Annotated in this window: 10 protein-coding genes; 7 read left to right on the top strand and 3 right to left on the bottom strand. The window is 74.0% G+C overall.

Annotated elements, in window-relative coordinates; translation table 11 throughout:
• Positions 1-51: 51 nt before the first annotated feature.
• Both ACFUVW_RS15995 and eda read right to left on the bottom strand, forming a co-directional pair.
• Positions 52-1,158, bottom strand: coding sequence for a sugar kinase (locus tag ACFUVW_RS15995; RefSeq protein WP_430568068.1), 1,107 nt, complete (start codon positions 1,156-1,158; stop codon positions 52-54).
• 34 nt (positions 1,159-1,192) lie between these two features.
• On the bottom strand, positions 1,193-1,846 hold the full coding sequence (gene eda, locus ACFUVW_RS15990; protein WP_430572314.1) for a bifunctional 4-hydroxy-2-oxoglutarate aldolase/2-dehydro-3-deoxy-phosphogluconate aldolase: 654 nt from the start codon (positions 1,844-1,846) through the stop codon (positions 1,193-1,195).
• 84 nt (positions 1,847-1,930) lie between these two features.
• On the opposite strand from eda, the gene ACFUVW_RS15985 reads away from it, so the two are divergent.
• The 3 genes from ACFUVW_RS15985 (at position 1,931) to ACFUVW_RS15975 (ending at position 5,790) form a co-directional block, all read left to right on the top strand.
• Complete coding sequence (locus tag ACFUVW_RS15985; protein ID WP_430572313.1) at positions 1,931-2,659, top strand: IclR family transcriptional regulator; 729 nt, start codon at positions 1,931-1,933, stop codon at positions 2,657-2,659.
• A 200-nt stretch (positions 2,660-2,859) separates the two neighbouring features.
• Entirely contained in the window at positions 2,860-4,377 is a 1,518-nt protein-coding gene (locus tag ACFUVW_RS15980; protein ID WP_430572315.1) for a M81 family metallopeptidase, read from the top strand.
• Between the two features lie 27 nt (positions 4,378-4,404).
• Entirely contained in the window at positions 4,405-5,790 is a 1,386-nt protein-coding gene (locus ACFUVW_RS15975; RefSeq protein WP_430572312.1) for an alpha-L-fucosidase, read from the top strand.
• A gap of 30 nt (positions 5,791-5,820) precedes the next feature.
• Here ACFUVW_RS15975 and ACFUVW_RS15970 read toward each other — a convergent pair whose 3' ends face one another.
• Positions 5,821-7,005: an ROK family protein gene (locus ACFUVW_RS15970; protein ID WP_430572311.1), complete on the bottom strand. Its 1,185-nt coding sequence runs from the start codon at positions 7,003-7,005 to the stop codon at positions 5,821-5,823.
• A 318-nt stretch (positions 7,006-7,323) separates the two neighbouring features.
• On the opposite strand from ACFUVW_RS15970, the gene ACFUVW_RS15965 reads away from it, so the two are divergent.
• Genes ACFUVW_RS15965 through ACFUVW_RS15950 form a run of 4 tightly spaced genes read left to right on the top strand, consistent with a single transcriptional unit; the run spans position 7,324 to position 11,390 of the window.
• The gene (locus ACFUVW_RS15965; RefSeq protein ID WP_430572310.1) at positions 7,324-8,574 is read left to right on the top strand and encodes an ABC transporter substrate-binding protein; all 1,251 of its coding nucleotides are present in this window, start codon (positions 7,324-7,326) and stop codon (positions 8,572-8,574) included.
• Positions 8,575-8,599: 25 nt separating this feature from the next.
• Positions 8,600-9,523, top strand: coding sequence for a carbohydrate ABC transporter permease (locus ACFUVW_RS15960; protein ID WP_430572309.1), 924 nt, complete (start codon positions 8,600-8,602; stop codon positions 9,521-9,523).
• Positions 9,513-10,433, top strand: coding sequence for a carbohydrate ABC transporter permease (locus ACFUVW_RS15955; RefSeq protein WP_430572308.1), 921 nt, complete (start codon positions 9,513-9,515; stop codon positions 10,431-10,433). The genes ACFUVW_RS15960 and ACFUVW_RS15955 overlap by 11 nt, the downstream gene beginning before the upstream one ends.
• Positions 10,434-11,390: an ROK family protein gene (locus ACFUVW_RS15950; RefSeq protein WP_430572307.1), complete on the top strand. Its 957-nt coding sequence runs from the start codon at positions 10,434-10,436 to the stop codon at positions 11,388-11,390.
• Positions 11,391-11,435 lie beyond the last annotated feature (45 nt).

Here is an 11,435-nt window from a genome sequence, read left to right as displayed (position 1 = left end):
CAAACGGCCGGTTTGAGGAGCAAGTCAGCACGCTCGATGCATTGGGGCGGGTCAGCGCTGGACGCGGGCGCTGCCGCCGCCGGCCAGCTTGGCGACCTCGGCGAGCGTCGCCGTCGTCGTGTCGCCGGGCGTGGTCATGGCGAGCGCGCCGTGCGCGGCGCCGTACTCGACCGCCTGCTGGAGCGAGTCGAGCTCCATGAGCCCGTAGGCCAGGCCGGAGGCGAAGGAGTCGCCGCCGCCCACGCGGTCGAAGATCTCCAGGTCCGCGCGGTGCGTGGCCTCGACGAAGCCCTCGGCCCGCGACCAGGCGATGGCGCCCCAGTCGTTGACGGAGGCGGACTTCACGCCGCGCAGCGTCGTCGCGATGACCTGGAAGTTCGGGTACGCCTCGGCGGCGGTGCCGATCATCGCGCGGAAGGCGCCGGTGTCGAGGTCGGTGAGGTTCTCGTCCACGCCCTCCACCTCGAAGCCGAGCGAGGCGGTGAAGTCCTCCTCGTTGCCGATCATCACGTCGACGTGGTGCGCGAGGCGGCGGTTGACCTCGCGCGCCCGCTCGACGCCGCCGATGCCCTTCCACAGGGACGGGCGGTAGTTGAGGTCGTAGGACACGATCGTGCCGTGCTTCTTGGCCGCGGTCATGGCCGCCTCGGCGACGTCGGCGGCGGACTCGGACAGCGCGGCGAAGATGCCGCCGGTGTGCAGCCAGCGCACGCCGGAGCCGAACAGGGCGTCCCAGTCCACGTCCTCGGGCTTCATCTGCGCGATCGCGGTGTTGCCGCGGTCGCTCACGCCCACCGCGCCGCGCACGCCGAAGCCGCGCTCGGTGAAGTTGAGGCCGTTGCGCACGCTGCGGCCGATGCCGTCGTACTCGCGCCACTGCACCCAGGAGGTGTCGAGGCCGCCGGTGAGCATGAAGTCCTCGACGAGGCGGCCGACCTCGTTGTCCGCGAGCGCGGTGACGATCGCGCCGCGCAGGCCGAACGCGCGGCGCAGGCCGCGCGCCACGTTGTACTCGCCGCCGCCCTCCCAGACGTCGAACGAGCGGGTGGTGCGCACGCGGCGGTCGCCCGGGTCGAGGCGCAGCATGACCTCGCCGAGCGCGACGACGTCGTAGCGGCACTCGGCGGCGGGACGGGTGGTGATCGAGGGGTTCGTCATGGTGTCGGTGCTCCTTGCAGGCTCGGCGGCGGGCTCAGACGGCGGCGGCGAGGGCGACGGCCTCGGCGGTGCGCCGGGTGATCTCGGCCCAGTCGCCGGCCGTGACGAGGGACTTCTCGACCATCCACGACCCGCCGACGGCGAGCACGGGGTCGAGGCCGAGGTAGTCGCCGAGGTTGGCGGCGCTCACCCCGCCCGTCGGCACGAAGCGCAGGCCGGGGAACGGCGCCGAGAACGCCTTGATGGCGGCCGGGCCACCGACCACGGACGCGGGGAAGAGCTTGACGACGTCGATGCCGAGGTCGAGCGCGGCCATGATCTCGCTGGGCGTGGCGACGCCCGGCAGGATCGGCACGCCGTGCTCCTGGGCGCGGCGCACGACGGCGGCCGACAGCCCGGGCGACACGATGTAGCGCGCCCCGGCGTCGACGACCGCGTCGACCTGGTCGGCCGTCGTCACGGTGCCCGCGCCCACGACGACGTCGGGCTGGGTCCGCGCGACGGCGCGGATCGCGTCGATGCCGCCGGCGGTGCGCAGGGTGATCTCGGCGACGGGGAGGCCGCCGGCGACGAGCGCGTCGGCGAGGCGGGCTCCCTCGTCGGCGCCGTCGACCACGACGACGGGCACGAGGCGGTGGGCGCCGAGCGCGGCGACGACGTCGCCGGCCGGGGTCGAGGGGCAAGACATCCTGGCTCCGTTTCGCTATGGTGAACGCAAGTTGTTCACTACGGAACACCATAACCGACGGGGTCGCCCCGGGGAAGGACAGCCATGACCGAGCCGCCGAGCCCCCTGGGAAGCGTCGACAAGGCGCTCCTCACGCTGGACGCGCTCGCGCGCGCGGGGGCGGGCGGCCTGCCCCTGGCCGACCTCGCCGCCGAGGTGGGCGCCAACAAGTCGACGCTGCACCGCACGCTGGCGGCGCTGCGCCATCGCGGCTACGCCGACCAGCGGCCCGACGGCGCCTACACCCTGGGGGCGGCGGTGCTGTCCCTCGGCGCGGCCTACCTCGCCGAGGACAACCTGCCCGGCCTGCTGCGCCCTGCGCTGGAGGCGCTGCGCGACGAGGTCGACGAGCTCGTGCACCTCGGCACCCTCGCGGGCCGGGAGGTCGTCTACCTCGACAAGGTGGAGCCGCGGCGTCCGCTGCGCGTGTGGTCCGCCGTCGGGCGGCGCATCCCCGTGGCGACGACGGCGCTGGGCCGGGCGCTCCTGGCCGCCGCGCCCGACGGGGACGGGGAGCCCGACGCCCCGCTCCGGGCGGCCCTCGACGCGGCCCGGGAGCGCGGGTACGCCACCGAGACCGAGGAGAACGAGCCCGGCATCGCGTGCGTCGCCGTGGCGCTGCTGCGCGCCGACCGGCCGGTCGCGGCGGTCAGCATCACCGCGCCCGTCGAGCGCATGACCGGCGCCGCGCGGGCCGAGCGGACCCGCGCCCTGCGGGACGTGCTGGACCGCACCCTGCCCGCCGGATTGACCCTGCCCCCCAAGCGGTCATAATCATCGGACGTATCTGTGCGACGACGTCGGAGAGATCGGCGTATCCCGAGTTCGTTCCTCGGTACTAGTCTCGACGGCGTCGTCGATACATCCAATCACTCCCGCCGACAGGAGCCCACACCGCCGTGCCGCCTCTCGCCTCCGCCGTCTGGTCGCCCCCGCTCAGCCCGCTCGCGCCGGGCGGCCTCGCCCGCCCCCGCATCGGCATCGCGGGCATCTCCATCGAGTCCTCGACGTTCTCCCCGCACGTGAGCGGGTGGGAGGCGTTCACCCTCCGCCGCGGCGACGAGCTGCGCGCCCGCTACCCGTTCCTCGCGGCCGGGACGGAGCGCGGTGCCGCCGCCCGGTGGCTGCCCTTCCTGCACGGCCGGTCCCTGCCCGGCGGGGCCGTCGACCCCGAGGTCTACGCCGCGATGCGCGACGAGATCGTCGAGCGGATCCGTGCGGAGGTCGCGGCGCACGGCCCGCTCGACGGCCTCTACCTCGACATCCACGGCGCGATGAGCGTGGTCGGCGCCACCGACGCCGAGGGCGACCTGGCCACCGCCGTCCGCGACGCGCTCGGCCCGGACACCCTGGTGTCCGCGTCGATGGACCTGCACGGCAACGTCTCCGCCACGCTGTCGCGCGCGGTGGACCTGATCACCTGCTACCGGATGGCTCCCCACGAGGACGAGGCGAACACCCGCGAGCGCGCCGTGCACCACCTGCTCGAGCGGCTGCGGGGCCCGCACGGCGCCGACCCGGCGGCCCGCCGGCCCTGGCAGGCGTGGGTGCAGGTCCCCGTGCTGCTGCCCGGCGAGAAGACGAGCACCCGCCTTGAGCCCGCCCTGAGCCTCTACGACCGGCTGCCGGCGGTCGAGGCGAAGGACGGCGTGCTCGACGCCGCGATCTGGATCGGCTACGCCTGGGCGGACGAGCCGCGCTGCCAGGCCGCCGTCGTCGTCACGGGCGACGACCCGGCCCTCGCGGCCGCCGAGGCCCGCACGCTCGCCGAGGCGTTCTGGGCCGCGCGGGACGGCTTCGAGTTCGTCGCGCCCACGGGCACGTTCGGCGAGTGCCTCGACCTCGCGCTCGCACGGCCCGACGCCGCGCCGCGCCCGTTCGTCGTCTCCGACTCCGGCGACAACCCCACGGCGGGCGGTGCCGGCGACGTCTCCTGGTCGCTCGGAGAACTGCTGGACGACGCACGGTTCGCCACGCCGGACGGCCCCACGGTGATCCACGCGTCGGTGTTCGACCCCGCGGCGGTCGCAGCCGCCGTGCGCGCGGGGGTCGGCGGGCGCGTCGACGTCGAGGTCGGCGGGCGGGTCGACGGGCGCGCCCGGGGCCCGGTCCGGCTCGACGGCGAGGTCGTCTCGATCACGCCGGGCGACGCCGACGCGGGCACCGTGGTCGTGCTGCGCCGCGGCGGGGTGCACGCGATCGTCACCGAGCGCCGCAAGCCGTACCACCACGTGCACGACTTCACCCGCCTGGGCCTCGACCCCCACCGGGCGGACGTCGTCGTCGTGAAGATCGGCTACCTCGAGCCCGAGCTCTACGACCTGGCCGCCGACTGGCGCCTCGCGCTCACGCCCGGCGGCGTGGACCAGGACCTGCTGCGCCTGGGACACCATCGGATCGAGCGCCCGATGTTCCCCTTCGACCCGGACATGCCCGACCCCGACCTGCGTCCCGTGCTGCGCCGCCGCGGCGAGCCCGAGCGCCGCGGCTGACGCCGACCCACCACCGAGGAGCCGACCGTGCTGAACTTCGAGGAGCGCACCGGGCCCGACCTGGGCGCCGACGCCCCCGCCTATCCCGACGCCGTCGTGCCCGAGTGGTACCGCGACGCCAAGCTGGGCTTCTTCGTCCACTGGGGCGTGTACTCCGTGCCCGCGTGGGGCACCCCGCACGCCGAGGGCGCGGTGCCCGACGAGGACGCGTACGCCCACCACCAGTACGCCGAGTGGTACGCCAACACGGTGCGCATCGACGGCAGCCCCACGCGCCGCCGGCACGAGGAGCGGTACGGGGTGGGCACGTCGTACGAGGACCTTGCCGACCTCTGGGACGTGTCCGGGTTCGACGCCGACGCGCTGGTGGGCGACCTCGTCGCGGCCGGCGGCCGGTACGTCGTGCCGACCACCAAGCACCACGACGGGTTCTGCCTGTGGGGCACGGGGACCACGCCGTTCAACGCCGTGCGCCGCGGCCCGGGCCGCGACCTGGTCGCGGAGATCGCCCGCGCGACCCGCGACGCCGGGGCCCGCCTCGGCCTGTACTACTCCGGCGCCCTCGACTGGCACACCAGCGAGTACCCGCCGATCGAGTCGTCGACGGACCTGTTCCGCCTGCGCCGCAACGACGACACCTTCGCCCGGTACGCCGCGGCGCAGCTGCGCGAGCTCGTCGAGCGCTTCTCCCCCGACGTGCTCTGGAACGACATCGACTGGCCCGACGCCGGCAAGACGACGGCGCCGCACGGCCTCGCCGCGCTGCTGCGCGAGTACCTCGAGGCCGTGCCGGACGGCGTCGTGAACGACCGCTGGGGCGTGCCGTTCCACGGGTTCTGGACCCGGGAGTACTCGCACGTGCCGGAGACGCTGGCGCACCCGTGGGAGGCGACCCGGGGCCTCGGCTGGTCGTTCGGTTACAACGAGGCCGAAGGGCCCGAGCACACCATCGGCGAGCGCGAGCTGATCCACCTGCTCGTCGACGTCGTGAGCAAGAACGGCAACCTGCTGCTCAACGTCGGGCCGCGCGCCGACGGGTCGATCCCCGACCTGCAGCGCGACCGCCTGGCCGCCCTCGGGCGCTGGCTGGGCGCCCACGGCGACGCGGTCTACGGCACCCGGCCGTGGCTGCGCAGCGGCGACGTGCCGTCCGACCCGGTGACCGGCCGCCCGGACCCGCGGCGCAGCCCGGTCGCGTACACGACCCGCGGCGACGACGTGTTCGTGCACGTCCTGGAGCCCGCCCGGGGGCGGGTCGCCCTGGCCCCCGAGCTCGCCGGGGCCGTCGACGTCGCATGGCTCGGCGGCGCACCCGCCGAGCTCGCCGGCACCCCGGACGACGCCGTGCGGGACGTCGTCGTGCCGGACGGGCTCCGCGACGCGCACGTCGCCGTGCTGCGCGTGCGCCGGTGACACGCCGCGGGCCCTCGCGAGGGCCCGCGGTCAGCCCCGCAACAGGTAGGCGCCGGGGTCGGCGAGGACGTGCTGCACGACCAGCCGGCCGGCGCCGATGACGCCCGCCTCCGGGCCGGTCGTCGCCCGCGTGATGACGAGGTTTTTGGTCACCAGCGGGTGGCAGCCCTCGTAGAGCTGCGAGCGCACGCTGGCCACGAAGGGCTCGAGCGTGGAGAGCGCGCCCCCGAGGAACACCGCGTCGGGGTTCACGAAGTTCACGACCGTGCACAGCACCTCGCCGAGGTGCCGGCCGGCCTCGCGCACCAGCGTGGTGGCGTCCGGCTCGGCGTCGCCCGCGCGGCGCACGACGTCGGCCGTCGTGCTGACGTCCACGCCCCGGGCGCGCAGCTGCCGCACGATCGCCGCGCCGGAGGCGATCGTCTCGAGGCAGCCGAGCTTGCCGCACGAGCACGGGATCTCGCCGGCGGCGCTCACCCGGGAGTGCGTGATGTCCCCCGCCGCCCCGGTGGCCCCGCGGTGGAGCCGGCCGGAGGCGATGAGGCCGCTGCCGATCCCGGAGCCCGCCTTCACGGTCACGGAGTGCTGGACCCGCCGCGGGTAGGAGAAGTGCTCGCCCAGCGCCATGAGGTTGACGTCGTTGTCCACGAGCACCGGCACCTCGGCGCGCTCCGCCAGCCACTCGCGCACGGGGAAGCCGTTCCAGCCGGGCATGCGCGCCGGCGACTCGACGCGGCCCGTCTCGACGTCCACGGGGCCGGGGAGCCCCACCGCGAGCCCCCGCAGCACGGAGGTCGGCGCGAACGGCTGGGCCAGGTCGGCGCCCTCGGCGAGGACGGCGGCGAGCGCGGCCTCCGGCCCGGCGGCGATCTCGACGGGCACCTCGCGAACCGCCTCGAGGCGGCCCGTGAGGCTCATGACCGCGAGGCGCGCGTGCGTGCCCCCGAGGTCCGCGGCGAGCACGTGGCCGCCCTCCGGCCTCAGGCGGAGCAGCCGCGGGCGGCGGCCGCCCCGCGACTCCCCCGCGCCGCCCTCGTCGAGCACGCCGGCGTCGATGAGCTCGGTGACGCGGGCGGAGACCGTGGACGGGGCCACCCCCAGCTCGCGCGCGAGGTCGGCGCGCGACGTCGCGACGCCGGCCGACACGAGCGCGACGATCTGCGACGTCACGGGCGCGTCGGCGGCTGCCTGGGTGGGAGCGGGGTCGACGACCATCGAGGTTCCTTCGCGATCGAACAAAGTTGACACGCCCATCGTGGCTCACGAACGGCGTCTGGACCAGCCGATGGCGGGATCGACTCGAATCTTGGACGAGTTTACCGAACTAAGTTCGCAAACTTTGATTCGTGTGGTGTGATGGGGCCACGCTCGACCGAACGAAGCCTTCCGCCCTCGGTCGACCCACCCGGCGCCCGCGCGGCGCCGCACGGATCTCGACGAGGAGAAGACGCCCACCCAGCTTTCCGGGACGCGAGGCACCGACGCCCCGCCCCCGCACCGCACAGCACCCACCAGAGAGGAACTTCCATGCGCATGCGCACCCCCCTCCTCGCCGGCACCGCGGTCCTCGCGACCCTCGGCCTCGCGGCGTGCAGCTCCGGCTCCGGCTCCGGCGGCTCCGACGACGGCACGATCGTCTGGGACATGTGGTCCGGCAGCCAGTCCGACACGGACGCGCTCAACGAGACTCTCGAGATCGTCAAGAAGGAGAACCCCGACGTCGACGTCCGGCTCCAGACGGCGCCCTGGAACGACTACTTCACGAAGCTCACGACCAACATGTCGTCGGGCAACCTGGCCTGCATCACGTCGATGAACGGCCAGCGGCTGTCCACCTACGCCGACGCCTTCGAGCCCCTCACGGACGCCGACCTCGAGACGGCTGGGCTCAGCAAGGACGACTTCGCCCCCGGCGCGCTCGACATCATGACGTACGACGGGAAGCTCCTCGGCGTGCCCTACGACGTCGCGACGATGCTCGTCTACTACAACAAGGACCTCATCGAGGCGGCGGGCGCCCCGGAGCCGGCGATCGGCTGGTCGTTCGACGACTTCGAGGCCACGGCGAAGGGCGCGACGACGGACGCCAACGCCGGCTTCGCCGTCGGGCTGGGCGAGTTCCAGTGGATGGCGCTGCCGATCGCGCAGTCCGGCAAGCAGCCGGTGGACGAGAGCGGCGCGCTCGCCCTCACCGACCCGGACTTCGTGGCCGCGTCGCAGTGGTACTCCGGTCTGGTCACCGACCAGAAGGTCGCGCTGCCCGCGGCGTCGGCGTCCGACACCGGCTGGGGCGAGAACCAGTACTCGGGCGGCAACGCCGCGATGGCCGTGGACGGCACCTGGAACGCGGTGACCTACCTGGGCAACGACGCCGGGTTCGAGGCCGGGATGGTCGACCTCCCGACCGGCGAGAACGGCTCCACCAGCCTCGTCCTGGGCTCCGGCTACGGCATCGCCAAGGGGTGCGAGGACAAGGAGACCGCGCTGAAGGTGCTCGGGTCGCTCGTCGGCAAGGACGCCCAGGACGCGATGGCGACCTCCGGCCGCAGCTACCCCGCGCGCGCCGAGTCCCAGCCGCTGTACTTCGAGTCCCTCGACGAGTCCGTGCGCGACGACGTGAAGGCGGCGTTCGACGCCGCGTTCGCCGACGTCGAGGGCCAGCGCTCGACGAAGAACTGGGACCAGGTCAACACGGCGCTGCAGCCCAACCTCGTGAGCGTCTACAACGGCCAGGCCGAGATGACGGACGTCCTCGACCAGACCCAGCAGCAGTTCGGCCAGTGAGCCGCACGAGAGGGGCCTCCCACCGATGACCACGACCAGCACGGCCGGGACGCGGCGCGCGAGCCGCTCCCGGCTGAGCCGGGTCGAGTCCCGCCAGGCGCTGGGCTTCATGAGCCCGGCCCTGGTGGGCCTCGCCCTGTTCACCATCGTCCCCGTCGGGCTCTCGATCGTCATGAGCCTGTTCCACTGGCCGGCGTTCGGCGAGCGCAGCTTCGCCGGGCTCGGCAACTACGTCGCCCTGTTCACCCAGAACCCCGACTTCTGGCCGGCGCTGCGCAACTCCGCCGTCTTCGCCCTGCTCTACGTGCCGCTCAACCTCGTGGTGGCGCTGTCCCTCGCGCTCGCCCTCGGCCCCCGCATCCGCGGCCGGGGCGCGTTCCGCGTGCTGTTCTTCATCCCCGTCGTCACGCCGATCGTGGCGAATGCGCTCGTGTGGAAGATGCTGCTGCAGCCGCAGGGCCTGTTCAACGGCATCTCCGTGTCCGTGTTCGGCCTGGAGCTGCCCAACTTCCTCGCCGACGAGAACTGGGCCATGGTCATGGTCGTCGTCATGTCGGTGTGGCAGGGCATGGGCTACAACATGCTCATCTTCTCGGCCGCGCTGGAGCAGCTGCCGGCGCCCGTCGTCGAGGCGGCGCGGATCGACGGCGCGCAGGGCTGGCGCATGCTGCGCAGCGTCGTGCTGCCGATGCTCTCGCCGTCGATCTTCTTCGCCACGGTGATGACCGTCATCACGGCGCTCCAGGTCTTCGCCCAGCCCCAGCTGCTCACCGGCGGCGGGCCCGGCAACTCGACCCTCCCCCTGGTGCAGTTCATCTACAACCAGGGCTTCAAGTTCCAGGACCTCGGCCTCGCAGCGGCCGCGGCCTGGGTCCTGTTCGTGCTCATCATCGGGCTGACCGCGTTCCAGTTCCGGGCGCAGAAGAGGTGGGTGCACTATGAGCACTGACCGCACCGACGTCCTCACGGCGCCGCCCCTGACGGCGGCCCCCGCACCCGTCGCCGGCGGACCACGGCCGCGGGCGGGCTCCGGCACGGGCCGGTTCCGCCTCGTCCTCGCGCACGTCGGCGTCGTCCTGGCCGCCGCGCTCTTCGCGCTCCCGCTGGTCTACGCCTTCTTCTCCGCGCTCAAGCCGAACAACGAGATCTTCTCGATGCCGCCGCGGCTCGTGGGCTCCGAGGTGCGGTGGAGCAACTTCGCCGACGTCTTCGCCTACGGCCCGTTCGCCACCTACATCGGGAACTCGTTCTTCGTGGCCGTGGCCGGCACGCTCGTGGTGCTCGCCGTCTCGACGACCGCCGGCTACGCGTTCGGGCGGCTGCGCTGGAAGGGGCGCGACGTCGTCTTCGTCCTCTTCCTCGTGACGCTGATGGTGCCCCAGGAGGTCCTGGTGGTGCCGATGTTCATCGTCATGCAGTGGTTCGGCTGGGTGGACTCGTACCAGTCGCTGATCTTCCCCTTCGCCTTCACGGCGTTCGGCACGTTCCTCATGCGCCAGTTCTTCCGGGGCATCCCGTTCGAGCTGGACGAGGCCGCCCGCGTCGACGGCGCGGGCCCGTTCCGCACGTTCTGGCGGATCATCCTGCCGCTGGCCACGTCGGCCGTCGCCGTGCTCGCCGTGTTCACCTTCATGGCGTTCTGGAACAGCTACCTGTGGCCGCTGATCACCGTGGTCGACTACCAGGCGCACGGCACGCTGCCCATCGGGCTGGCGACGTTCTCGGGCCAGAACGGGACCCGGTGGGACCTGCAGATGGCGGCGTCGATCATCTCGATGGTCCCGACGACGATCATCGTCATCGCCCTCCAGAAGCACCTGGTCAAGGGCATCGCCACCGCCGGCCTCGGGGGCCGCTGAGTGGGCGGGGACCACGGCACGCCGGGGGGCGGCGGGCGGGACGTCGTCGCCGGCCTCGACATCGGCGGCACGGGCACGTCCGTCGTCCTGCTCGACGGCGAGCGCGTCGTCGCCCGCGAGCACGCCGCCACCCCTGTCCGGGACGGCGGGGCCGCGATGGCCGCGGCGGCCGCGGGGCTCGTGCGCTCCGCGCTGGCCGCGGCACCCGGCACCCGGCTGGTCGGCGCGGGCGTGGGGGCGGCCGGGGTGGTCGACGCCGCCTCCGGCACCGTGGTCGCCGCGTCGGACTCGTTCCGCGACTGGGCGGGGTTCCCGCTCGCCGCCGAGCTCGGGGCGGCCCTCGGCGTGCCGGTGCGCGTCGAGAACGACGTGAACGCCTTCGCCCTCGGCGAGGCCCGGCTCGGGGCCGCCCGCGGGCTGGACGACGTCCTCGCGATCATGCTGGGCACCGGCGTCGGAGGGGCGTTCGTGCTCTCCGGCGGCCTGTACCGCGGCCCGACGGGTGCGGCCGGGGAGATCGGCCACGTCGCGGGGTTCGGCGACCTGTCGTGCACCTGCGGCGGGCGTGGCCACCTCGAGACCCTCGCCTCGGGGCGCGCCGTCGCCCGCTCCTACGGGAGGACCGCGGGGGTGACGGTGGCCGGTGCCCGGGAGGTCGCCGACCTGGCGCGCGCCGGGGACCCGCACGCCCGCGGGGCGTTCGCCGCGGCCGCGGACGCCGTGGGCCGGGCTGCGGTGCTGGTCGCGAGCCTGCTCGACGTCACGGACGTCGTGGTGGGCGGCGGCGTCGCGGCGGCGTGGGACCTCCTGGCCGACGGGATCGAGGCGGGCGTCCGGCGCGAGCCCCCGGTCTCGGGCGCTGCCGTCCGTGTCCGGCCGTCGGCCCTGGGCCGCGACGCCGTCGCGCTCGGCGCCGCCTCGATCGCCCCGGCGGCTGCGCTCAGCCTCGCGGGCTGACCGTCCCGACGCCGTCGACGTAGCGATCCCTCGTCGTCCCAGGCC

The sequence above is a fragment of the Isoptericola sp. NPDC057391 genome (assembly GCF_042668085.1).
GTDB lineage: Bacteria > Actinomycetota > Actinomycetes > Actinomycetales > Cellulomonadaceae > Isoptericola.
The sequence above is the reverse complement of the archived record's forward strand: the minus strand, read 5'-3'. Positions and strand labels throughout refer to the sequence as shown.